Annotated in this window: 20 protein-coding genes; 7 read left to right on the top strand and 13 right to left on the bottom strand. The window is 60.8% G+C overall.

Features of this window, described 5'->3' with window-relative positions; genetic code table 11:
* Positions 1-20: 20 nt before the first annotated feature.
* The 3 genes from CIK74_RS05585 to CIK74_RS05575 form a co-directional block, all read right to left on the bottom strand.
* Entirely contained in the window at positions 21-986 is a 966-nt protein-coding gene (locus tag CIK74_RS05585; protein ID WP_096254790.1) for a transketolase C-terminal domain-containing protein, read from the bottom strand.
* A gap of 13 nt (positions 987-999) precedes the next feature.
* A complete protein-coding gene (gene pdhA, locus CIK74_RS05580) occupies positions 1000-2145 on the bottom strand; it encodes a pyruvate dehydrogenase (acetyl-transferring) E1 component subunit alpha (RefSeq protein ID WP_096254789.1) in 1146 nt (381 codons plus the stop codon).
* Between the two features lie 121 nt (positions 2146-2266).
* Positions 2267-3382, bottom strand: coding sequence for a histidinol-phosphate transaminase (locus CIK74_RS05575; protein ID WP_096254788.1), 1116 nt, complete (start codon positions 3380-3382; stop codon positions 2267-2269).
* A gap of 81 nt (positions 3383-3463) precedes the next feature.
* Between CIK74_RS05575 and CIK74_RS05570 the strand changes: the two genes are divergently transcribed.
* Both CIK74_RS05570 and CIK74_RS05565 read left to right on the top strand, forming a co-directional pair.
* Entirely contained in the window at positions 3464-3850 is a 387-nt protein-coding gene (locus CIK74_RS05570; protein WP_096254787.1) for a phage holin family protein, read from the top strand.
* Positions 3851-3988: 138 nt separating this feature from the next.
* Entirely contained in the window at positions 3989-5695 is a 1707-nt protein-coding gene (locus CIK74_RS05565; protein WP_096254786.1) for an HNH endonuclease signature motif containing protein, read from the top strand.
* A gap of 519 nt (positions 5696-6214) precedes the next feature.
* Here CIK74_RS05565 and CIK74_RS05560 read toward each other — a convergent pair.
* Both CIK74_RS05560 and CIK74_RS05555 read right to left on the bottom strand, forming a co-directional pair.
* The gene (locus tag CIK74_RS05560) at positions 6215-7561 is read right to left on the bottom strand and encodes a hypothetical protein (RefSeq protein ID WP_141392882.1); all 1347 of its coding nucleotides are present in this window, start codon (positions 7559-7561) and stop codon (positions 6215-6217) included.
* Between the two features lie 2 nt (positions 7562-7563).
* Complete coding sequence (locus CIK74_RS05555; protein ID WP_141392881.1) at positions 7564-7836, bottom strand: hypothetical protein; 273 nt, start codon at positions 7834-7836, stop codon at positions 7564-7566.
* 159 nt (positions 7837-7995) lie between these two features.
* On the opposite strand from CIK74_RS05555, the gene purB reads away from it, so the two are divergent.
* Complete coding sequence (purB, locus tag CIK74_RS05550; RefSeq protein WP_096254927.1) at positions 7996-9405, top strand: adenylosuccinate lyase; 1410 nt, start codon at positions 7996-7998, stop codon at positions 9403-9405.
* A gap of 54 nt (positions 9406-9459) precedes the next feature.
* Here purB and CIK74_RS05545 read toward each other — a convergent pair whose 3' ends face one another.
* The gene (locus CIK74_RS05545; protein ID WP_096254783.1) at positions 9460-10233 is read right to left on the bottom strand and encodes a hypothetical protein; all 774 of its coding nucleotides are present in this window, start codon (positions 10231-10233) and stop codon (positions 9460-9462) included.
* Positions 10234-10294: 61 nt separating this feature from the next.
* Complete coding sequence (locus tag CIK74_RS05540; RefSeq protein WP_096254782.1) at positions 10295-11785, bottom strand: amino acid permease; 1491 nt, start codon at positions 11783-11785, stop codon at positions 10295-10297.
* Between the two features lie 138 nt (positions 11786-11923).
* On the opposite strand from CIK74_RS05540, the gene mmuM reads away from it, so the two are divergent.
* Positions 11924-12913: a homocysteine S-methyltransferase gene (gene mmuM, locus CIK74_RS05535; protein ID WP_229676945.1), complete on the top strand. Its 990-nt coding sequence runs from the start codon at positions 11924-11926 to the stop codon at positions 12911-12913.
* On the opposite strand, the gene xdhC is transcribed toward mmuM, so the two are convergent.
* The 5 genes from xdhC to CIK74_RS05510 all read right to left on the bottom strand — a co-directional run bounded on the left by xdhC (position 12882) and on the right by CIK74_RS05510 (position 19815).
* Positions 12882-13706: a xanthine dehydrogenase accessory protein XdhC gene (gene xdhC / locus CIK74_RS05530; protein WP_096254781.1), complete on the bottom strand. Its 825-nt coding sequence runs from the start codon at positions 13704-13706 to the stop codon at positions 12882-12884. The two genes, mmuM and xdhC, sit on opposite strands and share 32 nt — an antisense overlap.
* Positions 13703-16039 (bottom strand): xanthine dehydrogenase molybdopterin binding subunit, encoded by a 2337-nt coding sequence (xdhB, locus tag CIK74_RS05525; RefSeq protein WP_096254780.1) that lies wholly within the window; start codon positions 16037-16039, stop codon positions 13703-13705. The genes xdhC and xdhB overlap by 4 nt, the downstream gene beginning before the upstream one ends.
* Positions 16036-17541 (bottom strand): FAD binding domain-containing protein, encoded by a 1506-nt coding sequence (locus tag CIK74_RS05520; RefSeq protein ID WP_096254779.1) that lies wholly within the window; start codon positions 17539-17541, stop codon positions 16036-16038. The genes xdhB and CIK74_RS05520 overlap by 4 nt, the downstream gene beginning before the upstream one ends.
* A 272-nt stretch (positions 17542-17813) precedes the next feature.
* Positions 17814-19316, bottom strand: a complete 1503-nt coding sequence (locus CIK74_RS05515; protein WP_096254778.1) for an NCS2 family permease — start codon at positions 19314-19316, stop codon at positions 17814-17816.
* A gap of 13 nt (positions 19317-19329) precedes the next feature.
* Positions 19330-19815 carry a nucleoside deaminase gene (locus CIK74_RS05510; RefSeq protein WP_096254777.1) on the bottom strand — a complete coding sequence of 162 codons (486 nt, stop codon included), beginning with the start codon at positions 19813-19815 and terminating at the stop codon, positions 19330-19332.
* A 469-nt stretch (positions 19816-20284) separates the two neighbouring features.
* On the opposite strand from CIK74_RS05510, the gene CIK74_RS05505 reads away from it, so the two are divergent.
* From CIK74_RS05505 to CIK74_RS05495, 3 genes are read left to right on the top strand one after another with little or no spacing between them, the layout of a single operon-like run.
* Positions 20285-21661: an MFS transporter gene (locus CIK74_RS05505; RefSeq protein ID WP_170947754.1), complete on the top strand. Its 1377-nt coding sequence runs from the start codon at positions 20285-20287 to the stop codon at positions 21659-21661.
* A gap of 1 nt (position 21662) precedes the next feature.
* On the top strand, positions 21663-23798 hold the full coding sequence (locus CIK74_RS05500) for a molybdopterin oxidoreductase family protein (protein ID WP_096254775.1): 2136 nt from the start codon (positions 21663-21665) through the stop codon (positions 23796-23798).
* Positions 23795-25285 carry an FAD-dependent oxidoreductase gene (locus tag CIK74_RS05495; protein WP_096254774.1) on the top strand — a complete coding sequence of 497 codons (1491 nt, stop codon included), beginning with the start codon at positions 23795-23797 and terminating at the stop codon, positions 25283-25285. Before CIK74_RS05500 ends, CIK74_RS05495 begins: the two co-directional genes overlap by 4 nt.
* A gap of 264 nt (positions 25286-25549) precedes the next feature.
* On the opposite strand, the gene nirD is transcribed toward CIK74_RS05495, so the two are convergent.
* Positions 25550-25927, bottom strand: a complete 378-nt coding sequence (gene nirD / locus CIK74_RS05490; protein ID WP_096254773.1) for a nitrite reductase small subunit NirD — start codon at positions 25925-25927, stop codon at positions 25550-25552.
* Positions 25928-26084: the final 157 nt, after the last annotated feature.

Raw genomic sequence — 26084 nt, 5'->3', positions numbered from 1 at the left:
TTTCTCCTTGAATCCGTCGCTTAGTAGGCGAAGGACCGGTCGAGGGCTTCGAGTAGCTTGTCGATGTCCGGCAGGTACTGGGATTCGACCTTAGAGATCGGGTACGGCATATGGAATCCGCCCACACGCAGCACCGGCGCCTCCAATGAGAGGAAGGCGCGTTCGGTGATTCGTGCGGCGATCTCCCCGCCGATCCCACCAAAGGTCGGCGCCTCATGGGTCACGATCAGTCGTCCGGTCTTCTGCACCGACTCGGTGATGGTGTCAAAATCAATGGGTGACAGCGAGCGTAGGTCGATCACTTCTACCGAGCGGCCATCTTCACGCGCCGCCTCGGCAGCGGCCAGGGCGATCGGCACCAGCGGTCCGTAGGCCACGATGGTCGCGTCATCCCCGGGACGAACCACCTGCGCCTTGAACGCGTCCAGCGCCGGAGTTTCGGTATCTACCTCGCCCTTAAGCCAGTAACGGCGCTTGGGTTCCAGATAAATCACCGGGTCCTGGCAGGCCGCGGCCTGCTGGATCATCCAGTACGCGTCGTGCGCGTTGGACGGGGTGATCACGCGCAGCCCGGCGGTGTGCACAAAGAGCGCCTCAGGAGATTCGGAGTGATGTTCGATCGATCCGATACCGCCACCATAAGGGATGCGGATCACCACCGGGACCGTCAGCCGCCCCTCGGAACGCGCATGCATTTTGGCCAGCTGCGTGGTGATCTGGCTGAAGGCGGGGAACACAAAACCGTCAAACTGGATTTCCACCAGCGGGCTGATCCCGCGCAACGCCATACCTACCGCGCCGCCGACGATCCCGGCCTCACCCAGTGGGGAATCGATGACCCGGTGGGCACCGTATTTGTCGATCAGCCCGTCGGTAATGCGATACACGCCACCGAGGCGGCCAATATCTTCACCCATGAGGATCGCGCGGTCATTGGATTCGAGTATCTTATCCAGGCCGGCGGTGATGGCCTTGGCAAGCGTCATAGTTGTCGTCAATTTACTTCTCCCCCACGCCTGATTCGTCCGCAAACCCGGCCTCGTATTCCAAATGCCAAGCCAGCTCCTCCTGAATCAGCGGGTGCGCCTCGGCGTACACCTGCTCGAAGGACTTAGCCAGCGGTGGCACAGGGAAAGCCATCGCGTCCTTGCGGACCTTTGCTGCCATCTCGTCGCCGTCGGTAGACAGCTGCGCAAAGAATGCTTCGTCAACAATCTTGTTTTCACGCAGATACGTTTCCAACCGAATCAGCGGATCCTTCGGAGCCCACGCGAGCTCATCTTCGCTCATTCGGTACTTGGTTGGATCATCTGCGGTGGTGTGTGCACCCAATCGATAGGTCATCGCCTCGATGAGCACCGGCCCTTTTCCGCTGCGTGCATGCTCCAGCGCCCAGCGAGTTGCTGCCAACACCGCGAGCACGTCGTTACCGTCCACCTGGATGCCTGGCATGCCATAACCTGCCGCGCGGTGAACCAAATCCACCTTCGACTGCACGTCGAAAGGTACCGAGATGGCCCACTGGTTGTTCTGGCAGAAGAACACCACCGGAGCGTTAAAGGAGTTCGCGAAAACCATCGCTTCGTGGGTTTCGCCCTCGGTGGAGGAACCGTCACCGAAGTAGGCCACCACCGCATCACCTTCGGCGGCACGTTTAGCTTCATCCCAGCCGTGCTGGTCAAGGTTGATCGCCATTCCATAGCCCGATGCGTGCGGCATCTGCGCCGCGAGCACCATCGTGTACATGTGGAAGTTGTTTTCCCGAGGGTCCCAGCCGCCACCGGAGATTCCACGGAAGAGCCGCAACATCTCGGAGAAGGAGACGTTACGGGTCAGTGCCACACCGTGTTCACGGTAGGTCGGGAAGATGTAATCGCTAGGACGGGTGGCTCGACCCGAACCGATCTGCGCCGCTTCTTGCCCACGCAACGGGACCCAGAGGCACAGCTGCCCCTGGCGCTGCAGGGCCGTAGCCTCTTGGTCGAATCGGCGAGTCAACGCCATATCGCGGTAAAAACCACGCAACATGTCGTCGTCAACGTCACCCAAATACGCATCGTACATTTGGTTGGGAAGACGCTGGCCTTCCGGAGTCAGAATCTGCACTAGACCCTGGTCCGTCGCCTCATTCGCGGCACGCGACATAAAACATCCTTCAATCATTCATATGCCCCTTCAGGAATACATTCCCTATGGGACATATAGCGGCTTAACTACTAAACAGCCTATATCTTTCGGCCTCTAAAACGCGAGAATTAGAAGCACGTCAGCCGAGCTTTAAATCCTCAGAATTCTTGCACAATTCGATGAAACGATCATTCGCTTCAACCTCCGCGATCGAGACCCGCACGCCTTCGGCGCCAAACCCACGAACCGACAACGCCCGCGCCTGGGCACGCTGCACAAACTCTTGGGTGTTTTCACCCAACGGCAACCAGATGAAGTTCGCCTGGGTTTGCGGGAATACCCAACCCAGCGCTCGCAAAGCCGTCACCACACGCTCACGCTCTTGAACTAGAGTCTCAACACGTTCAAGCACCTTATCGATGTTTGCCAACGAGGCAACGGCGGCATCTTCAGCTACCGAAGAAACAGCAAACGGAGTCGCCACCACGCGAATATTATCGGTGATCTCCGGGTGTGCAACGCTATAGCCAACGCGAAGGTTAGCCAAGCCGTGCGCCTTAGAGAACGTGCGCAACAACACCACGTTAGGGTTCTCAAGGTAGGTGTTCACACCGTCCACGGAATGCGCATCGCGGACAAACTCGATGTAGGCCTCATCTAAAACAATCAACACGTTGCGTGGCACGCGAGCGATGAAGTCATCAACCTCTGCCTGCGTCAGAATTGGTCCGGTGGGATTGTTCGGAGTGCACAACAAAATCACCGAGGTGTTTTCGTTAACGGCCGCGATCATCGATTCCAGATCGTGACGACCATCGGACAAGACCGGAATTTCCACCGGCAACGCCCCAGCACTTTGCACCAAGATCGGGTAGGCCTCAAATGAGCGCCACGCGTAGATGACCTCATCCTGAATTCCGTCCTCGTTCTGCCCCGCGAAGGTGGTCAAAATCTGAGTCAGCGCGCCAAGAGAACCTGCACCGGTGACGATATCTTCGGCCGGCACGTCAAGATACTCGCTCAGGCTCGTGCGCAGCTTCGTCGACAGGCTATCGGGGTAGCGGTTCAGCGCATCCTGCGCCAAGACCGCCTGACGCACCTCATCAATTGGGCCAAAAGGAATCTCATTCGACGAAAGCTTGAATGATTCAAGCCCTTCGACCGCTACCGGTGGTTTGCCGGCGGCGTACTTAGGCAAGCGCGCAACGATGGAACGAGGTTGCACCAGATCTTGGATTACAGGGTTCTCACTCATAGCTCAAGCCTAGTGCCCGGCGGCGCAATCGGCAGATTCCTTTTCCACCGATCATCCAGTCTTCTATGACAAAGTTGGCTTATGAGTTTTTTGATTCGAGTCATTATCAACGCCCTCGCGCTTGCCGCGGCCGTGTGGGTTGTCCCCGGCCTTCATATCTCGGCGATGAGCGATGACCTGATGGGCTCCGTCATTGCCTACCTGATCATTGGCCTGATCTTCGGTCTGATCAACGCCTTAGTGCGTCCGATCGTCGCGTTCTTCACGCTGCCCATCACCTGCCTGACCTTGGGCCTGTTCACCGTGATCGTCAACGCCTTGATGCTCTTGCTCACCAGCTGGCTGACACAATTCACCCCGGTCGGACTAAGTATCGATAAATTTTGGTGGGACGCCATCGCTGGCACCATCATCATCTCGATCATTTCCGCGGTCCTCGGCGTATTTGTTGGCAAGGAAAAACGCTAGCCCCTCGGTTACACCGATGTCCGTTGGACGGTGAAATAGTTCGGCATCTCACTGGCACCAAAAATACTCACCTGGCGAGTTTTCCACAACTTTCAATTTGACCACCCACGGCGCAGGATCCCGTTCATACTCGATGACATGAACACCACCGCCGGGGTTAGCCTCACCGAACTGCATACGACGCTCACCGAGCTCACCGCAGCCACCAGTGAGCCAGAAAACCTCACGGGCGAAACCCTGCGCAAACTGGCCACCACCGGCACCGCACTGTTCACCTTCCTACGCCTACATCTGGCAGAGACCACCGATCCCCGCCTCGCCCTAGAATTAGCCACCACCGGCCAACAGCTCGAAGACGAAGCAGCACGTATCCGTGTCACCGGTGCTGACCGACTCGCAGCCACCAACGCCCACACCCTTCACGAAACAGAACTCGACACACTACGCACCACCGCCCCAGACACCACCCGCTTGCCTCACCGCTGCGCTGGTAAAGCAAGCTTCCAAACCCCTGCCGCACTCTTAGCTTCCTGGACTCATATTCCTTTTGGTGAAGCGAGCAAACTCATCGGCGACGCCAGCGATCTGATCAGCCGCCGGGATATGGCAGGTAACCAGCTCCCACCGCGCTTTGAACACTTAGCCACACTATTTACCACCCCAGACACGGAACAATCCCCGGCGTTGCATCCGGCGGTGGTGCGGGAGATCAGTCAGAAACTGGCTAAGCGTGAACCTAAGGACCAGACCTTTGAGGGGATCCGTACCGAGCCGACGTTGTTTCATGCAGATGGCCGCCCGGTGGAAGAACACGCAGCCACCCTGCTTACCGGCGGGCAGAGTGTTGCTGAAACGAACAAACAGGTCAAAGAACTGATCACTACCGCGAGTACTACTGCAGGTACTGCAACATCCTCCTCGCTGCGTCGGGGATTCTTCCCGTTACCGATTAAGAACGAGTTCACCCGCGAGTTTCTCTTGCGGGTCACCACGGTGGAAGGTGAGTACTTTGATTCGTTGGCCGCTCATGCAGCTAACGGGCGCACCCGTGCCGGGGCGCAGGCTCGGGTCAACCGTCCGCCACAGGCTGGCACGGTTAACGAGTCGGATACCGGTACTGAATCCGCTGAAGCTGCACCTGCCGTTGACGAACCAACCACCGACCCAGAATCAGAAACACTAGACGAAGCAGCCGCACAGCCGATCCCAGCAGAACCTAGCATCTTGGACTTCTTACCCGAAGGGGCATTGGAGGAAGCGATCTGGGAACCAGAAACCACCGAGGTCCCGGCGACGGCCCCTGAACGAGCGTTGAATGCGTTGATGGATATCCTCACCATGGTTCCGACCGGTGGAGGTGGCAGCCAACGGATTAGACCTGAGGTTCTGGTGCATTTGAAGCTCGAAGATTTGCAGGATCTCGCTTCTGGTGATGCGCGCACTGCTCACGGGGTGAATCTCCCGCCCGGGGATCTCAGACGGTTGTTGTGCGAAGCCGATATTATCCCGGCAATCTTTAACTCGAAGAGTGAGTTGCTTGACTATGGTCGAGCCCAACGGTTGGTTCCGGAGAGGCTCAAGCGCGCGGTGTTGGCTCGTGATCATGGGTGTGTTGTGCCTGGTTGTACTGAGCCGCCGGAGAAGATTGAGTTTCACCATGTTGATCCGTGGTGGATGGGCGGCGAAACGAAGCTCATCAATTTGGCGGGTCTGTGCCGGGGTGCGCATATGGATGCTGATTCGGGTCGGATCAAGGTCGTGATGATTGATGGGTTGCCGCACGTGATTTTGCCGAAGCATATTGACCCGTTGCAAAAGCCGCGGCGTAATACTTACTGGGACTGACTCCCGATCGGGGCAGCGTTCTACTGTTAACAAGAACGTCCGACCACACCCCACACAGATACCTATCCACTCACCGCCAGTAGCAATCCTCGTCAGGCTTGTTGAGGATTACTACTGGCTCTTTACTGCCCAATTTCTTCGTCAAATCGGCGACATCTTCCACATTGTCGCATGCATTGTCTGTAACGACTTTCGACGTCCAAAGCCATGCAAACAACGGGTTAGATCCAGCTCCCTGAATGCGCAAAGTTACTCTGCACTCTTACTGTTCTGATGAGCGCAGGAGTAAGTCCATCCGGTACCCGCCAGGGCAAGGACAATGGCAGCGGTCTTGCAGACAATTGTGTGTCAGCGCTTCGCGACAAGTAGTCACCATTAGATGATGCAACGGCACGCTATCGTGCCGTGATTCTTCAGCGTCGAGGCAAAACTCTGAATTGCCCGGCCTGATGGACAAGACAAAACCCACGCCCGAATGGCTCGGGGTGGGGCAAACAATGTACGAGTGCGTATTCGGGACTACCGCCCCATCCGATATTTTTCTGCTTCCCATTCTTCGTGCTTCGTATTCTTGGGGCGTTCTTTGCGTTCGATCTTGAACTTCCGATAGGTCAGTGGTCCCGGGGGGATTGCGAATTCCCGCAAATTATCCTGCAAATCTGGAACCGGATTCTCGACCATCTCTTTTAAGTGATCCCCATAATTATCTAAATCGTGGGGCTTGCCGAAAAGCCCGTCATCGAGTTGATCTTCATTCCGTGGACCGTCAAATTTCACCGTGATTTGATCTTTCTTCCGCGTATTCTCCGTACCATCGGTCCCAGGAACCATGTCTTTGGAATCCTCAAGGGATAGGCTGCGGATATCTTCGGGAAGATCGATGTGCCCAATGGGCGAGCCAAAGGTCAGCATCTTTTTCATTTTGAACTTTTTGCGCAGGAACTTGTTCTTCATCAGGTTCGCGATGTGTATCCCACCTTGCGAATATCCACTAAGAATCACCTCGTCGCCGTCCTGCGCTCCACTAATTTCAAGTGCTTCAGCAATCGGCCCCGCAAAGTTTTCCGAATCCAAACCAAATCCGTCGATAATTCCATACGTGTCAAAGGGGTTCTGCCCGTCTGAGTCCGGCTGAGTTCCGGGAAGAATCACCAGGTGGACGTTCTTTCCGTCCTTCTCTGCCTCTGCAATCAGAATCTTCCCGTCCTCTTCGGGGCCTGCATCGTTGAGGACCTGATGCAGCTTGTAGAACGTATTGACCGTTCCATCGGACTCAAATTTCTCTACCGGGTCCGATTCGCTCAGCTTCAACTCTTTGTTACGAAATGGCCCCCAGATCTTGATGAACTCTGCGAGGTTCTGCGTAGTTTCATGCATCATCTCTGGTTGTGGTCGGGCAAAGCCAAAACGGTCACGAGGAGAGGAAAGCAAGACAAAAAGTTTGAGAATATTTTCCATGTCTTGGGTGGGCGGACGTGAATCGTTATGACGCGTGTTGTTCCATAGGTCCACCAGAATCTGCCATTTGCCGGAAACCAGAATTGAATTTTCGATCCGGGTTTCGGCCCTGACATAATTCTCGATCGCGGCGGAAACTTTCTCTTCCAGCCGACGCGCATCGAGCACCGCCTCGGTGGCGTGGTGATACCCGGTGCGCAATTTATCCGCCAGAACTCCGACCGCATACCCATGGTTCGCTATCCCATTAGCTAGGCATTGGCTTTGTGATTGTCGTTGGCATTCTTGGGCGCGTACCGAAGCCCTGAGCAGTTGTGCCTGAACATCTTGAAGTTGTCCATATACTTGTTGACAAATTTGACGTGATTGGGCGTAATCCAAGGAGTTGTAATTGACGTCATACCCCATGGCTAGGAGGCCATTCGCTGGTCAAGGATTTGTGCCTCCAACGCATTCATTTCACGAATAGCCAACGACAGGTACGATTCAGCTTCACCCAACGCTTTGGTCAGCGCAATGAGCCTGTCGCTGAGTTGGCTCACCTCCGAGGCGAAGGCCTTACCAGCCATAGACCTCCAAGTCAGAGAGTTTATTGAAGATAGCTGTTCGATCGCGAAGCGGGTCGTTGACTGGGCATCATCCAACTGGAAGGCCACCGAATCTAGGGTCGCCTGAAACATCATGATTTTCTCCCAGCGGTCATTCTTCACCGGGGAGTCGGTGAAAATATGCCTCCATCTTCGCGCTCTTTTTGCGCTGCCGCCCCGGTTGCACTGCGGGCTGTGGAAAGATCGTCGACCGTAAAAGATGTGATGTGCACCGAGTAATGAAAGAATATGAGCATGGCTGAGATTGCGCGCACTTCCCTTGCTAATGAACCCCTGGCACTTGGTGCCCTCGACGGACGCTACCGCAGCGCGGTGGCACCGTTGGTTGACTACCTTTCCGAAGCGGCACTGAACCGCGATCGTGTCCACGTGGAAGTCGAATGGCTGATCCACCTGGCCGAAAACTCCGTACTTCCAGGCACCTCCCCGTTTACCGACCAGCAGCAGGCTGCCCTGCGCAAGATCGTCACCGACTTCGACGCTGACTCGGTGAAGGAACTTACCGAGATCGAAGCCGTCACCGTGCACGATGTGAAGGCCGTCGAGTACTACATCGCGAACCGTCTGGATGCGATCGGCATCGGCCAGCTTAAGCCGATGGTTCACTTCGGTTGCACCAGTGAAGACATCAACAACCTGTCCTACGCGCTGGGTGTGCAGGGTGGCGTGACCCAGGTGTGGCTGCCGGCAGCACGCGCGTTGGTTACCCAACTGACGGCGATGGCCGAGGAGTCCCGCGAAGTGCCGATGCTCTCGCGCACCCACGGACAGCCAGCCACCCCCACCACCTTGGGCAAGGAGCTCGCGGTTCTCGCTTGGCGCCTGACCCGCCAGCTGGACCGCATCGAAAAGACCGAATACTTAGGCAAAATCAACGGTGCCACCGGTACCTACGCGGCGCACTACGCCTCGGTGCCAGGCGCCGATTGGCAGCAGGTGTCCAAGTCCTTCGTCGAGCACCTTGGTCTGACCTGGAACCCGCTGACCACCCAGATCGAATCCCACGACTGGCAGGCCGAAGTTTACGCTGATATTGCTCGTTTCAACCGAATCTTGCACAACCTGTGCACCGACGTGTGGAGCTACATTTCCATCGGCTACTTCGCGCAGATCCCGGTGGAAGGTGCGACCGGCTCCTCCACCATGCCGCACAAGGTCAACCCGATCCGCTTCGAGAACGCCGAGGCGAACCTGGAGATTTCCAACGGCCTGCTCGACACCCTGGGCGCGACCTTGGTGACCAGCCGTTGGCAGCGCGACCTGACCGACTCCTCCTCGCAGCGCAACATCGGTACGGCCATCGGCCACTCGGTGCTTGCCATTTCCAACGTGGCCAAGGGCCTGGATCGTTTGGATGTTGCCGAGGCAGTGCTCGCGGACGATCTGGACCACAACTGGGAGGTGCTCGCCGAGGCCATTCAGATGGTCATGCGTGCCGAGGCCATCGCCGGCGTCGAAGGCATGGACAACCCGTACGAACGCCTGAAGGATCTGACCCGTGGACACCGCGTGGATGCGGTACGCCTGAAGGAATTTGTGGGCGAGCTGGGGCTGTCGGCGGCCGCCGAGGCTCGACTGCAGCAGCTCACTCCGGGTAGCTACACCGGTATCGCTTCGCAGTTGGTTGACCACCTGAAGAAGTAGGTTTAACCGACTATCGCCCCGGACAATGGCCCGGGGCGATAGTCATTTAAGCGCTTAGAACTCGAAGTCGCTCAAGGGTGAGTCCCCGCCGAAGTTTCCTCCGGCGCCGCCGAGGAAGTCACCAAAGGTCCCGCCTGCTTGGTCGGCGAACCCCTCGCCGGCCGCCGAGAATTGCTCTCCGGCTCCCGCTACGGTCTCCCCGAGGCCCTCTGCCATCGAACCGAATTCTTCGCCAATTCCGGCGAAGCCATCGAGCAGCGGGCCGGCGATCGCGGTGCCGATGAACGCGCCTGCCACACCACCGAGCAGACCGATTCCCAGTCCCCCGGCAGCCCCGGCGGCCATTGAACCCATCGATTTTCGACCCGCGCTGCCCTGGCCTGAACCACCCTGGCCCAGGATCCGCTCCATGAAGCCGGGCTGGGAAACCTCCGCGCGAGTGGCCGCGCGCGCCAAATCCTGGGGGTCCTGCGTGGCCGGACGTTCGGTGGCCGGCAATTGCGCGGACAATTCGCCATGCAACAGCTCGCGCTGCTGGGGAGTTAGCCGGGCAAAGGCCTCGGTGTGAGCGCGTTCCATATCCTGCGGCGGAGCGGTGCGCAGCATGTAGCGGTACTTCTCCACCGCCGCCTGATCCTCGCGCGAGGCGGAGGTGCGGCGGGCATCGGAAGCGTGAGCCTGCGGCTGCCGGTAGCCCTGGTTGTTTTGGTTGTACTGGTTATTTTGGTTGTTTTGGCCGCCCTGCGAGGTGCGCTGGTTCAGTTGCTCACGCACGTACTCGCCGGCAAGCTGCTTGCCCTTGCGCAGTAATTTGTCGAACAGTGCCACGAAGCGGCCTCCTAGTGATCGGGCGACGGCGCAATAGCTACCGTCTTGCCTTGCTTAACTCCTAGCCTGCCCGCGAAGTTCCCGCCGTATCGTGAGACAACTCTCGCGCGCCGCGTTGTGGGCTGAACACCCCCGGCCCGTGACGCCAACGGTAATACCCCAGGCAGGCCAGCGTGAACGGAATACCAAACCAGAGCGCGGGGCGCTGCACCGGGTCGAACCCGACGCCGATCAGGGAGATCGTGAGCAAGATGAGCGCAATAATGGGGAGGACCGGGAACCACGGCGCCCGGTACGGCAAGCTGGTGGTATTTCCATAAACCCGGACATGGTGGCGCCGGAAGGAAAGATGCGAGGCGCAGATGACGATCCAGACCGCCACCACTGCGAACCCCGAAATGGACACGAGAGCCAGAAACAGCGAGCCGGGCGCGATGACGCTGGAGAGTAACGAGGCCAAGCCACCGAGTATTGACAGGCTCAGCGCCAGCATCGGCACCGCCCGGCGGTTGGTTTTGGACAAGATCTTCGGCGCCTGACCTGCGAGCCCCATGGAATGCAGCATCCGCGAGCACGAATAGAGCCCCGAGTTTCCGGCCGAAAGCAGGGCGGTGATGATCACGAAGTTCATAATGTCCGCTCCGCCAGGCAGCCCGGCGGCATCAAACACGGTGACAAATGGGCTCTCATCGGTCCCCGCCTCGGAGAAGGGTACGATCGCCGCAATCACCACGATCGCCCCAATGAAGAACACCGCCAGGCGCACCACCGCGGTACGGATCGCCCGCGGAATGCTGCGCTGTGGATCTTTAGCCTCCCCGGCGGCCACGCCGATCAATTCCGTGCCGCTAAATGCGTAGAACACCGCCAGTATGGTGACCAGCACGCCGCTGAATCCCATCGGGAATAACCCCTGACCGGTGCGGAAATTCGCGAAGCCGAGGGGTCCTGCGTCGCTTACCGGGTTAAGCCCGATCAGCGTTGCGGCGCCGACCACGATCACCACCAGCACCGCCGCCACCTTGATCAGCGAAAACCAGAATTCGGTTTCGGCAAAAACGCGGGAGGATATCGCGTTGAGCGTGAACAGCAACGTAGCGAAGGCCAGGGACCACACCCACACAGGCACCTCGGGAAACCAGCGCTGCATCAAAATGCCCGATGCGGTGAATTCGCTGGCCAGCGCCACCGCCCAGCACATCCAGTACAGCCAGGCCGTCGCAAAACCCCAGGCTGGGCCCAGATCGCGGGTGGCGTGAGCGTGAAATCCGCCGGCCACCGGATGACGTGCCGAAAGCTCCCCGAGCCCACTCATCACCATGTAGGCGACCAGCGCGCCGACGGTGTAGGCCAGCACCGCGCCCAACGGTCCGGCCTGCGCAATGGTGTATCCGGAGGAGACGAACAGCCCCGAACCGATCACCCCACCCAGCGCGATCATGACCAGGTGGCGCGAGGTCATGGATCGGCGCAGCCCGCTCGCCTCCGGCTGGTGCTGCGGCGGGTGCTGCGGCGGGGTCTTTTCCGCGTGGCCTTGGCTCAGCTGACTCATCGGGCTCCTGGGGCGTAGTGAAAAGGTGAATGCGCTTCAGAATATCGATCCGGGCCCTGCTGCCCGTCGGTGTTTGTCATGTTCGTTCATACGGCGTTATAGTCGGTCGTCGAACCGTTAGCGCGGTACCCTCGGAGCGTGAATATTCCACCTCAGCCCAGCAATTTCAGCGACGCGCTCAACTCCACAAGCGGTGCCCCGCTGATCCTCGACGGTGGCCTCGGGACCCATCTGGCGGACCGCGGAAACGACGTGACCGGCGAGCTCTGGTCCGCGCAGATCCTCAAACAGGCCCCTGCCGAGGTACGTGCCGCCCATGAGGACTTCTTCGCCGCCGGCGCGCAACTGGCCACGAGTTGCTCCTACCAGGTCAGTTTTGCGGGTCTATCCCGAGTTAATGGCGACGCCGATGCGGAGGCAACCGCAGCCGAGGTCAAAAACCTGTTGTTAGCCAGCGTGCGTCTGGCGCGCGAGGCGGCGCAGTTAGCTGTCGGTTCGACTACCGGCTCAACTGCCCGCTGGGTCGCCGCATCGGTGGGACCCTATGGTGCAGGCCCGGGAGCTGGAACCGAATACGACGGAGCCTATGGGCTGAGCACCGCACAATTGACCGGGTGGCACCGCGACCGGTTTGAAATTCTTGCCGAGTCCGGAGCGGACGCGATCATCTGTGAAACCGTGCCGAGCCTATCCGAGGTGCACGCGCTGAGCGCTTTGGCGGCGCAAGCTCAGATTCCGGTGCTGCTCAGCCTCACCGTGCGCGCCAGCACCGAGGACGCAGCGGTGGTGTTGGGGGACGGCAGTGACTTGCGCCAGGTGGCCCGGATCGTGCAGGATTCCGGTGTTTTTGCGGGCCTCGGGGTCAACTGCTGCCCCGTTCCGCTCGCGGTTTCTGCGCTGAAACTGTTCGCCCAGGAAACAGATCTGCCACTGTTGGCTTACCCCAACAGCGCTGAGATTTGGGATCGAGAGGCGCGCCGCTGGGTTCCGGGAACCGCACACAGCGACCTACCCGGCGCGGTACCCGAACTGATCGACGCCGGCGCCAAACTAATCGGCGGGTGTTGCAGGGTCGGGCCGGAGCAGATATCACGGGTCAAACACGAGGTTCAACGCCGCGGGTACTAACTTGGGGCGATCCCACGCGTTGTAGCAACTGCGCGGCCACGCTGAGCGCGATCATCGCCGGGTCCTTGCCAGGCATCTCGCGCAGTCCGATCGGGCAGCTAATTTGTTGGATCTGTGCCTGATCGTGCCCGCTGGCGGCAAGGTTCTTCTCGAAGCGCACCCACTTGGCGCGCGAGCCGATCAGCCCGATGGAGCCGAGCCCCCGATGCGCCAGCGCCGCATCGCACAGGTGAAAATCCTCGGCATGATCGTGCGTCATGATCACCACGTGCGCGCCGTCGGGTAACTGCGCGATGACCTGTTCGCCGATCACCGCCAGCTGCGCGTGCACCCGGGCCACGGCGGGTTCAAGCACGTGCAGTTCGGCCAGGAATTCGGGGCGCGAATCACTCAGATACAGCTCCAGATCGTGCCGGGACAGGATGCGCGCAAGTTCCAGCCCGACGTGCCCGATCCCGAAGATCGCGATGACCGCCGGCACCGGCATGGGTTCGAGCAACACGCTAATTTCTCCCCCGCAGCACTGGCGCCCATAGTGCCCGTTCGCCTTATCGCTCAGCTGCAGGCTCAGGCTTTGCGGTTCGCGCTGAAGTTGCGCGAGCATTTCTTGCGCGCGGTTGATGACCACCATCTCCAGGTTGCCGCCGCCGATGGTCCCGAAGGATTCGTGCGCGGCGATCACCATCTTCGTTCCGACCTCCCGCGGAGCGTGCCCGCGCACGGTGGTAATGGTGGCAAGTACCGCGGCCCGGCGTTGCTCACGCAGCGCGGTGAGCGCACTGAGCCAGATCATGAGCCGGGGTTCCGCACGGTGTCGAGCGCCCAGAACACCGCTTCCGGAGTCGCCGGAGACGCCAGCGGCACCGACCGCCCGGAGGCGCCGAACTCGGCGATGGCCTGGCGCAACGCCTCACGCACCGAGAAGGCGAGCATCAGTGGCGGTTCGCCCACCGCCTTGGATCCGTACACCGCACCCTCTTCATGTGCCTTGTCCAGCAGGTTCACGTTGAACACCTCGGGCATCTCGGAGAAGCTCGGGATCTTGTAGGTGCTGGCCGCTTGGGTGGCAACCCGTCCACGGCCCGGACCATCGGAGGTATCCCAGCGCAGGTCTTCCAAGGTCAACCAGCCGGTGCCCTGCACAAATCCACCCTCGATCTGCCCCAGATCTACCAGCGGCGAAAGCGAATCCCCCACGTCATGGACGATGTCCACACGACGCAGCACGTAGGATCCGTCAAAACTGCTCACCTCCACTTCACTGGCGGCCACCCCGTAGGAGAAGTACTTGAACGGACTGCCGGTCATCCGCGCCAGATCCCAGTGCAGTCCCTCGGTTCGGTAGTACCCGGCGGCCGACAGCTGAATGCGCTGCATGTAGGCCTCACGTACGACCTCGCTCCACTCCAGCTCGTCGCGTTTGCCCAACGCGGTGATCTTGCCCTGGGCAAAACGGATATCTTGCGCCGGGACCCCCAACTTGCCGGCCGCTACCGCAGCCAACCGGGCCTGGATCTGCTCACAGGCGTCCTTCACCGCACCGCCGTTCAGGTCGCTGCCCGAACTGGCGGCGGTGGCCGAGGTATTGGGCACCTTATCGGTACGTGTCGGAGCGATGCGCACCTTGGACAGCGGCACGCCCAAGGCGGTGGCGGCCACCTGCAGCATCTTGGTATGCAGGCCCTGGCCCATTTCGGTGCCGCCGTGATTGACCAGCACCGAACCGTCCTTATACACCAGCACAAGTGCGCCACCCTGGTTAAAGGCGGTGAGGTTAAAGGAGATGCCGAATTTCACCGGCGTCATCGCCAGCGCCCGCTTGCTGTAGTGATTGTTGGTATTGAACTGGGCAATTTCCGCTTCGCGCCGTGCCACGTCTGCCGAGTCGAGGACCTGCTGCCAGGCGGCATCAATGCGTTCGGGATGCCTCACCGGCTGGTAGTAAGGGGTGTCCTGTCCCTCGGTGTAGAAGTTGCGCCGGCGCAGTTCCCTGGCCTCCAAGCCCAGTTGCGGGGCTACCCGGCCGAGGATATCTTCCATCACCAGCATGCCCTGCGGACCGCCGAAGCCACGAAACGCGGTCTGCGAGGTCTTATGGCATTTGGCCACGCGCCCGTTGACCCGGATATTCGGGATCCAATAGGAATTGTCGATATGGCACATCGCGCGGGTCAGCACCGGTTCTGACAGGTCCAGGCTCCACCCGCCGTCGGCGGTCAGCTGGGCCTGCAGGGCTAGAATCTTGCCGCCCTGGTCGAACCCGATTTTCCAGGTCGCATAGAATCCGTGGCGTTTGCCGGTCATGGTCATGTCCAGGTTGCGATCCAGCCGCACCCGCACCGGACGCCCGGTGAGCACCGCGCCCAGGGCCGCCAGCGCGGCGTAGCCATGGGGCTGCATTTCCTTTCCGCCGAATCCCCCGCCCATGCGCAAAACCTGCACGGTCACCTCGTGGGCGCCGATGCCGAGCACATGCGAGACGATGTCCTGGGTCTCGGTGGGATGCTGGGTGGAGCAGTGGACCATAATCTGCCCGCTCTCATCGACCAGGGCCAGCGAGTTCTGGGTTTCCAGGTAGAAGTGCTCCTGCCCGGCGAACTCGAAGTCGCCCTCGAAAACATGGGTCGCCTGCGCAAAGGCGGCTTGCGGGTCACCCTTGGCGATCTCGGGCTGGATGCCGTGGAAGCTCTTGGCCGCGATCGCATCCTTGATGGTGATCAGCGAGTCCAGCGGCTCGTAGTCCACGCGCACCGCCTTGGCCCCGGCCTTGGCCGCTTCCAGATCTTCGCCCAGTACCCACGCCACCGGCTGGCCGAAGAACATCACCTCGTCCACCGGGAGCAAGGGTTCGTCATGCTTGGCGCCCTGGTCGTTGACCCCGGGAATGTCCTGTGCGGTGATCACCCGGATGACTCCGGGAACCTGCTGCGCCGCGCTGGTATCCAGGCCCAGGATTTTTCCATGCGCGCAGGTGGACTGCACCGGGTAGGCGTGCAGGACCCCGGTGAGCCGCGCGGCGAGGTCATCGGTGTACAGTGCGGTGCCCGTAACGTGAGCGGCCGCGGATTCATGACGGTGACGCTGGCCGACCACCGGTGCGTCGGGGCGTTGGGATAGCTGGCTCATGAGTTCTGCTCCTGTCCCGCGCCCGAGCGGCGCGCAAGCTGCTGGGCATAGAACCGTTCAAGTGAGGAGGCCAGCATGGCCTTGCGGTAGTCCGCACTGGCACGGTGGTCATCCATCGGGGTTCCTTCGTGGCCCATGGTGTGCGCCGCGGCCCGGATGGTTTCCAGGTTCCACGGTTTACCTTCGAGCATGGCTTCGGTTGCCACGGCGCGCAGCGGGGTCGCGGCTACGCCGCCCAGCCCAATCCGCGCCTCGGTGATCATGCCGTCCGCCACCGTGAGCGCATAGCCGATGGCTACCGAGGAGATGTCGTCGAAGCGCCGCTTGGCAATCTTCTGGAAGCTGGTCAGCGGCGCCAACGGCAGCGGGATGCGGATCGCGGTGATCATCTCCCCCGGCTCGCGCACGGTCTGCCGGTAGCCGGTGAAATAGTCCTCCAGCGCCACCACCCGATTGCCGCGGATGCTGGAAAGCACCAGCTCGGCGGCCAGCGCCAGCAGTGCCGGCGGGGTGTCGCCAATGGGTGAGCCGGTGCCCAGGTTCCCGCCGATACTCGCGCTATTGCGGATCAGCCGCGAGGCGAACTGCCCGAAGAGCGCGGAGAGCAGCGGAACCTTCCCGGCCAGCTTGCGTTCCAGCTCGCTCAGGGTGCAGCCGGAGCCGAGTTCCAGGTACCGCTCGTTCCAGTGGATCTGGCGCAGCTCGTGCAGCCGGTCGATGGCCAGCACCGAGCGGGCGCGGGCGCCCTTAATGTTGACCTCCACACCCCAGTCGGTGCCGCCGGCCACCAGCACGCTCTCTGGTTCGGCGGCCAGGATCTGCAAAACCTGGTCCAGGTCCGCAGGACGGCGGAAACGGCCCAACGCCCCGGTGGGGGTATCGGCGCGCTGGATGTCGGTGGCCACCGGCGCCGGGGCCCGGTGCTGGGTCCGGGCTGCCAGCTGGTCGTCCCCGGCAGGGTCGCCCAGCGCGTAGGCGGCGTCGCGGATCGGGCGGTATCCGGTGCAGCGGCAGAGATTGCCCGACAATGCGTGCAGGTCGAATCCATTCGGTCCGCACTCGTGCGCCCCGCCATCGCCCGCGCTGACTGCGGGGGTGCCGGTTCGCTCGGGGCGGTAGTATTCGGCGGCCATGGAGCAGACGAATCCGGGGGTGCAATAACCGCACTGGGATCCGCCGCGGTTGGCCATCTCTTCCTGCACCGGATGCAGGTCCGCGACGCTGCCCAGCCCTTCGGAGGTGATGATTTCCTGGCCGTCGAGCGATGCGGCCGGCAGCAGGCAGGCGTTCAAAGCCGTCCACCTGCTACCTTCCCCATCGCTGCGGGCCACCAGGATCGAGCAGGCGCCGCACTCGCCCTCGGCACAGCCTTCCTTGCATCCGATCAATTGCTGCCCGCGCAGGAAATCCAGCGCGTTGGTATGTGGTGGCCCGTCGAATTCCCGGACCGTTCCATTGACCGTAACCAGGCATTTTGTCTCTTGCGTTGCCTCGGCGCTCATGCCGCTGACACCTCCTGCGCCCGGGTATCGCCCGGCGCACCATGAATGAATTGGATGATGGGTGGGATCTGGCGCCCCGCCGGCGGTTTCAGGCTCGGCCAAGGTGCCGCCGCGTGCTGCGGCGGGGTCAGTCTCCGTGCGCGATCTGGCCCTTGGACCAGGCGAGGCATCCGCCCATGATTACCCTCCAGAATTCGGATCATTCATATCCATGCAATCCATCAAAGTGAGCCAACTCACCGTGGTGGATCCTTACTATAGCCCGTATCGACTCAGGCCAGTAGGGCCGTGATGGGACCTCGCGCGAAGTACACCAGGAAGCCCAATGCCACCACCCACAGCAGCGGGTGGATCTTGGCGTAGCGCCCGGCCGCGGTGTTCACCACCACCCAGGCGATGAACCCTGCGCCAATGCCGTTGGCAATGGAGTAGGTCAGCGGCATAGTGATCAGGGTGAGGAATGCCGGCATGGCGCTGGAGAACCGCTTGAAGTTGATCTCGCGGATCTGCGCGCACATCAAGGTGCCCACCAGAACCAGTGCCGCGGCGGCCACCTCGATGGGCACCACCGAGGTCAGCGGCGTGAAGAACATCGAACCCAGGAACAATACCCCGGTGATCACCGAAGCCAGCCCGGTGCGCGCCCCTTCCCCGATGCCTGCGGCCGAATCCACGTAGACGGTATTGGAGGAGGACGAGCCCATGCCGCCGGCCACCGCGCCCAGCCCCTCGACGACGAACGCGGCCTTCAACCGCGGGAAGGTGCCGTCCTTGCGGGCCAGCCCAGCATTCTTCGCCAGGCCGGTCATCGTGCCCATGGCGTCGAAGAAATTCGTGAACACCAGGGTGAAGACCAGCATCGTGGCCGCCAGCGCGCCGATTCGCCCGAAGGAACCGAACAGGTCGAACTCCCCGGCCAGCGACAAATCCGGTAAGGAGACGATATTGCCCTGGAGTACCGGCATGTTCAGGTGCCAGCCATGCGGGTTATCCGTGCCTCCGGGGCCGATCTTGAACACCAGCTCGGCGAGCATCGCCAGCACCGTGGAGATCACGATGCCGATCAGAATCGCGCCCTGCACCCCGCGGGCCACCAGCGCGCCCATGATCAGCAGTCCCACCACGAAGACCATGGTGGGGATCGAGACGATCGACCCGCTATCGCCCAGCTGCACCGGAGGCCCGGCGTCGGTACGGGTGACAAAGCCCGAGTCCACGAACCCGATGAAGGTGATGAACAGCCCGATGCCCACCGTGATGGCGGCCTTCAGGTCCTTGGGGATGGCCCGGAAGATCGCGGTGCGCACCCCGGTCATCCCGAAGAGCACGATCAGCACGCCGTTGATCACCACCAGCCCCATGGCCTCGGGCCAGGTGCCGTCCTGAATCACCGAGACGGCCAGGAAGGAGTTGATGCCCAGCCCGGCGGCCAGGCCGAAGGGCAGGTTGGCGACCAACCCGAATAGGATGGTCATCACCCCGGCGGTCAATCCGGTCATGGCCCCGACCTGCGCGGCCGGAAGCCAGTTGCCGGCCACATCCACGGGTGCGGCGTCGGCGCTGAATCCGCCGAGAATCAGCGGGTTGAGGATCACGATGTAGGCCATCGTGAAGAAGGTGACGATCCCGCCGCGCATTTCCCGCGCCAGCGTGGACCCGCGTTCGGTGATGCTGAAGAACGCATCCAGGATACTGCCCGGTCCCCGGGGACGGCGCGGCTTGGTATCGCGCTGCGCACCCTTGGGGTCAGCTGGCAAGCGACTTGTCGTGGTCATGGTCCTGGACCTTCTAGTAGTCGGTCCGGGATTCTTGCGAATCCCATGCCTTGAACGGCTTCAGATGCTCATTGCTTTCAGATTGGAAGCAGTTCACCGGCATCAGCGAGCGGTTGGATTTAGCCTCGAAGTATTCGTAGAACACCGCGTCGTCAAATCCGGCGGCAGCCGCATCATGCCTATTGGCAGCGAAGAAGACCTTGCCGATGCGGGCCCACAATGAGGTGGCCAGGCACATCGGGCAGGGTTCGCAGCTGCTGTAGAGCACGCAACCGCTCAAATCGAAGGTCCCCAGCGCAGCGGCTGCGGTGCGGATGGCCACCACTTCGGCGTGCGCCGATGGGTCATTGTTGGCCGTGACGCGGTTGACGCCTTCGAAGATCTGGCCGTCGGCCGTGACCACGACGGCGCCAAATGGCCCGCCGGCGTTGTGGACATTTGTGGTGGCAATATCGATGGCCATCGAAAGATAGTCTTGGCCAGTGGTAGTAACGCTCATCGCGTGGCTCCTCATGCTTTGGACAAGACCACCGCAGCGCGCTGTTTGGCGCTAGCTACCGGTTGCACTTGTCACCTGAAATCGATCAGTTGCATGCCCGGTAGCTAGCGACCCATTTGGTGGGTGCCCGCCATAGACAGCTACGAGATTATCTGTGGATTGTGACGCACGCAACACTTATTTTGAAATCACTTTTTCGCATCATGAACAAATAATTGCCGTTTCGCCACTCATCCGGTCTCCCACTAGCTGCGATCCGGATGGTGTGATCCTTCCTGTCAGCACCTCAAATCCCGGAACTAACCGCTTGACTCGACGCTCCGGTTTCCAACACGTTACGACCGCCTATCGGTACATCGATCCCCCGCGTGAATTTAAGTTCCCTTCGGCGCAACAACCCGAGCATCTAGGCGAAATGCCGGTTTGAGAAGCTCAGAGGCATCAAGTGTTAGAGAAGGGATCAGGTAACGTGAGCGCACAGCTAGAAGCATCTGCCACATCGCAGGCACTACAGGTCCAGCCGGGGCGCTGGGCCAGCAATTGGACTCCTGAGGATCCAGAATTCTGGAAGCACACCGGGTCGGCGGTAGCCAGCCAAAACCTCAAGTGGTCTATCTTTGCCGAGTTCCTCGGATTCAGTGTTTGGCAACTTTTCGCCATCGTCGTGGTCTATCTTCCGGTGGCCGGATTCAGCTACAGCACCACCGAGTTGTTCTGGCTGATCTCCATCCCGAGCCTCGTCGGAGCGACCCTGCGCATCCCCTACACGTTCATGGTTGCCCGTTTCGGCGGACGCAACTGGACGGTGATTTCCGCGTTGCTCTTGCTGATTCCGACCGGCGGCATTTCCATGGCATTGGCTGATCCGTCCACTGAATTCTGGATCATGCTCAGCCTTGCGGCGCTGACCGGCTTCGGCGGCGGAAACTTCGCTTCATCGATGGCTAATATCACCTACTTCTACCCTGCTTCCCGCAAGGGTTGGGCGTTAGGCCTGAACGCAGCCGGCGGCAACCTTGGGGCGGCGGTCGCCCAGCTGCTCGTACCGGTCATTGTCACGGTCTTCGCAGCCGGGGCGTTGCAACTTCCGCTAGCGGGACTGCTCTGGATCCCACTGATTCTGGTGGCCGCGTGGGGTGCGTGGAAGTACATGCACAATCTGACTTCGGCACGCTCAGATATTCGCGGCGCAGTTGCCTGCCTGAAGGTCAAGCACCTGTGGATCATCTCCGCACTGTACGTGGGAACATTTGGTTCCTTCATCGGATTCTCCGCAGTATTCCCCAAACTGATCGTTGACACTTTCCCCGAATATGCAGCCTTGCCGCTGGGAACCGCAACCATCACCCTGGCCTTCCTCGGCCCACTGGTCGCTTCCCTGGCCCGTCCATACGGTGGCAAGATCGCTGACAAACTCGGCGGTGCACGCATCACGGTGGCAACCTTCGCGGCCATGGCCTTGATTACCTGTGCGCTAGTGCTCAGCCTGCCGCGGGCGAACTTCTGGATTTTCCTCTTCTTATTCTTGCTGCTCTTCACCGCAAGCGGCATCGGCAATGGCTCGACCTATCGTATGATCCCGGCAGTTTTTGCCCTGAGCGACGAGGGACAACAGGCAGGCCAGGTGGATTCTTCCCGCAAGGCTGCCGCAGCCCTCGGTTTGATCTCGGCCATCGGCGCCTATGGCGGCTTCCTGATTCCCCAGGCTTTGGGCCTGTCTATATCAAGCACCGGCGCCTACACCGCGGCATTTATCATCTTCATCGCTGTCTACCTGCTACTCATGGCCACTGCATGGTTTACCTATGCCCGCTCAGGCAGCCGATTCGCCAAGCACGGAGTCTAAGATGACCGCTACACACTGTCCCTACTGCGCCCTGCAGTGCGGCATCACCCTTGAACCGAACTTGCAGGAAAACAGCCCGGAACCCGTGAGCCTAACGGGCCGCGACTTTGAAACCAATGGCGGGGCGCTGTGCCGAAAAGGATATAGCGCCGCCAAGCTGCTCGATCACCCCGAACGCCTGCAGGCACCCCTGCTTCGCCAGGCCGACGGAAGCTTTGCCCAGATCAGCTGGGAGCATGCGCTGGATCTAGTTGCCCAGAAGGCGCTGAACATCCGAGCTGAATCCGGAGCCGACGCACTAGCGGTCTTCGGCTCCGGTTCGCTGACCAATGAAAAGGCCTACCAGCTAGGCAAGTTCGCACGGCTGGCCTTGGGCACCTCGCGCATCGACTACAACGGCCGGTTCTGCATGTCCTCGGCTGCCGCCGGCACCAACCGCGCCTTCGGCTTGGACCGGGGACTGCCCTTCCCGCTAGCCGATCTGGATGGGGCCGGGATGATCCTGATGCTCGGTTCCAACGTGGCCGATACGATGCCTCCCTTTGTCCGGCATCTGGCTGGGGCCCGGGATAACGGCGGCCTGATCGTGGTTGATCCACGCCGTTCTGCAACTGCCAAACTTTGTGCCGATAATGCTGGCTGGCATCTGCAGCCAACCCCGGCCACCGATCTTCCGCTCCTGCTGGGCTTGGCTCACGTGCTGGTGACCGAGTCCCTGGCCGATACCTGCTATTTAGCCGCCCGCACCAACGGTTTCGACTCACTGAGAAGTTCACTAGCTGGCTGGTGGCCGGAACGAACTGCCCAGGTCACCGGCGTCCCTGCCGAACAGATTCGGCACACCGCCAGAGCTCTGGCCCAAGCCGCTAGCGAAGCGAAAACCGGCGGCAAGCCGGTCTACATACTCACCGGCCGCGGCATTGAACAGCATTCCAACGGCACCGATACGGTCACCGCCGCGATCAACCTCGCGCTTCTGCTCGGCTTGCCCGGAACCCTCGCCGGCGGCTACGGCACCATCACCGGCCAGGGCAATGGGCAGGGTGGACGGGAACACGGGCAAAAGTGCGACCAACTTCCCGGCTACCGCAAAATCACCGACCCCGAACACCGTGCGCATGTAGCCCGCGTCTGGGGCGTTGACCCCGAGACCATCCCCGGCCCCGGGCTTCCCGCCGTTGAACTCCTTGACGCGCTAGGTACCCCGACCGGTCCGCGCATGATGATGATCCACGGGGCTAACCCGGTGATCTCCGCACCCGATGCGTCACGCGTGCTCCAGGCCCTGTCCAGGCTGGATTTCTTGGTGGTCTGCGACTTCTTCCTTTCAGAGACTGCAGCCCAAGCGGACCTGGTCTTGCCGGTGCTGCAATGGGCTGAAGAAGAAGGCAGCATGACCAACTTGGAAGGCCGGATCCTGCGCCGCCGAGCTGCCCTGGCGGCACCAGAAAATGCGCGCAATGAACTGTGGATCCTCTCTCAGCTCGCCCAACGTCTGAACGCTCCAGGGCGGTTCTCCCCCGATGCCCAAGAAGTCTTCGAGGAACTCAAATTGGCTTCAGCCGGCGGCTTGGCGGACTACTCGGGGGTGCGTTGGGATGACCTCGATGCCGGGGCAGCCATCTACTGGCCGTGCCCTGCAGGCACCGAGGTCAGGGCCGAGCGCGGCATCCGAAATGGCACCCCGCGGCTGTTCCTTGATGGCTTTGCCCATGAAGACCAGCATGCTGTGCTGGTGCCAGTTGTCTTCCAGCCGGCACCCCGGAAGAACAACTCGTCCGTGTCACTAGTTACCGGCCGCTTGCTTGAGCACTATCAGTCCGGCGCGCAGACTCGCCGCGTTCCCGAGCTAGCCCAGGCCGCACCGGAACCACGACTTGAAATTCATCCGACAACCGCCCTAGCCCACCAGATTGCCCAGGGGCAGAAGGTCGTGATCAGCAATGAACGCGGTGCCGTGACCGCCCGCGCACTGCTGACCGTCGATGCCCGGCTAGACACGGTTTTCCTGCCCTTCCACTACCCGACGTCAGGTACCGCAAATCTGCTGACCGAGGCGAAGGTTGACCCGCACAGCAGGATGCCTGAATTCAAGCACGCCCATGTTTCGCTGAGCGCTGTGAAAGAGGAACAATGAACGAGCAACGCCCGCAACGCATTATTATCATTGGCTTCGGTCCCGTCGCAGCTTCCCTCATTGAGGGCCTGCTGCCCGCTGCGGCGTCCGGTCAATGCGAAATCACGGTGATCAGCGCCGAAGACCAGCTGGCCTACAACCGTGTGCTGCTCGCTGAGCTGGCGGTGGGGGCCGCCGAGTTCGCGCACCTGAGCATGGCGGATCCGCAACGCCTGGCCGATGCCGGAATCGAAGTGCGCTTGGGTGTACGGGCTACCGGCATCGATCGTTCACGCCGCAGAATCCATCTGGACGACAACGACTTCGTGTCCTACGATCGGATTGTTTTCGCCACCGGCGCCCGGGCCGTGGTCCCGACGCTCAATGGCCTGAACTTCGAACCACATACCGACGCTTCCCTGCCTGCCGGCGTATTCGCCCTACGCACGGTCGAAGATGCCCATCAGCTGCGCAAATCGATCGGTCTGGGCCAACGCATTTTGATTCTCGGCGGAGGTGTTCTGGGCATCGAGGCAGCCCTGGCAATTGCACGTACCGGGGCGCAGCCGGTACTGGTGCATCATGGTCCAACACCCCTGGGGCGCGTCGTGGATGCAGACGGAGGGGCGTTACTGACACGTAATCTGCGTGAAGCCGGTGTCGAGGTCATCCCGGGAGCCAAGGCAACCGGCGTTCAAAAGGATGCACGGGGTTTCACCGGCTTAATGACATCCACCCACGGGCTGATCCAGGCAGATGCCCTGCTCATTTCCACGGGTGTGAGAGCCAGAACAGAGCTGGCATCGGGCTGTGGTTTGCCGGTGGGCCGTGGTATCAAAACCGATGAATTCCTATGCGCCGATACCGAGGGGCGAATTTTCGCCTTGGGTGACTGCGCCGAAGTTTCCGGACAGCCGCCGGTCGGATTGCTGGCCCCGGGGTGGGCTCAGGCCGCATTTTTGTCCCAACTATTGTTGCAGCTGACTAGTTCGGCCGCATCCGAGCCGCTTGCTGCTCCTGACTTCTCCGCGTCCGACGTACTGATGCTCAAGGGCCAAGGCATCGAGCTGACCGCCGCCGGTGATATCAGCGCCGGTTATTGGGACGATACGGACTTGCAGGCCACCGTCTACGCAGATCCTGCACGCGGACGCTACCTCAAGATCGTCACCCGCCAGGATGCGATTACCGGATTCCTGGCCATGGGATTGCCGCAAACCAGTGCCGAACTTGTGCTGGCCTATGAACGGGGCACCGCGTTGCCGGAGGACCGCTCCAGCCTGCTGCGCCTAGATGATCCGGCAACGGATCAAATCTCGGCGATCCCCAGCGATGAAGATCAGCTGTGCCGGTGTTCCGGTGCCACGTACGGACAGGTGTCCCATGCGGTGGACGCTGGATGCACAACCGTCGCGCAGGTGGGAGAAAGCTGCCGTGCGGGCACCGGATGCGGAGGGTGCAAATCAAAAATCGAAGAGCTGCTTTCCAAGGCTCCGTCCCTGGCGTAATGACTCTGCTGGTGGTCGGCGCCTAGCGAGCCGGCCGCCATTTCGCCTGTCCTGCCCAGCCACGCAAAAGCGTAGGGACGAAAGCTCTATGCCTTCGTCCCTACGAATAGATGATGATGCGAGTTGCATTATTCTTGCACGCCGCCACCGCCCAACGCGGCAGCCGGCGTTAGCTCGCTGCAAGCAGTTCCGTCTCGTCCTGGATCTCAATCCAGCCTTGCCAGGCCGAATGCTCAACGTCGAGAATACGGTCTGCATTTGAGCTCATTTGCTCTGCTCCATCCATAGTTGTCCCTCGATTTCCACGAGCCGCTGCACCGGCAACGGCAGCGAATCGGTGTTCAGACATTCCCCGTTATCCAAGCGGTACACTTCCTTGTGCAGCGGGCAAGCAACTGTGGACACGTTAGATCCATCGACCACGGTGTCGCCCAAAATGCCGCGGGCTATGACCTTCGCGCCACTGTTGGGGCAGTGATGCGAGGTCGCGTAGAAGGCGTCTTCTTCGGTGCGGAACAGGGCCAGTTGTCTGCCTTCAAGCAACAGCGCTTCTCCCCATCCGCGCTCCAAGTCTGCGCTGCTGCAAAGCGGAACCAAGTTCAAGGTTGCTTCCCGAGTTACTTCTGCAATTTGCGTACTCATGAATGTCAGTCCTTCGTGGTTGGTGTTCGCTGATAAATCGAGCTTAGAAGCCGCATGTTTCGCCCGATACCAATCGTGATTGCTAGTGGGTAAAGCATCGCTAACAACAAATATGAGCACCGTGAATTCATTTTTCTTTGTTTTCTATCGGGACATC

The organism is Glutamicibacter sp. BW77 (genome assembly GCF_002332285.1).
GTDB lineage: Bacteria > Actinomycetota > Actinomycetes > Actinomycetales > Micrococcaceae > Glutamicibacter > Glutamicibacter bergerei.
Note: the sequence above shows the minus strand (reverse complement) of the source record. Positions and strands in the feature narration are given on the sequence as shown.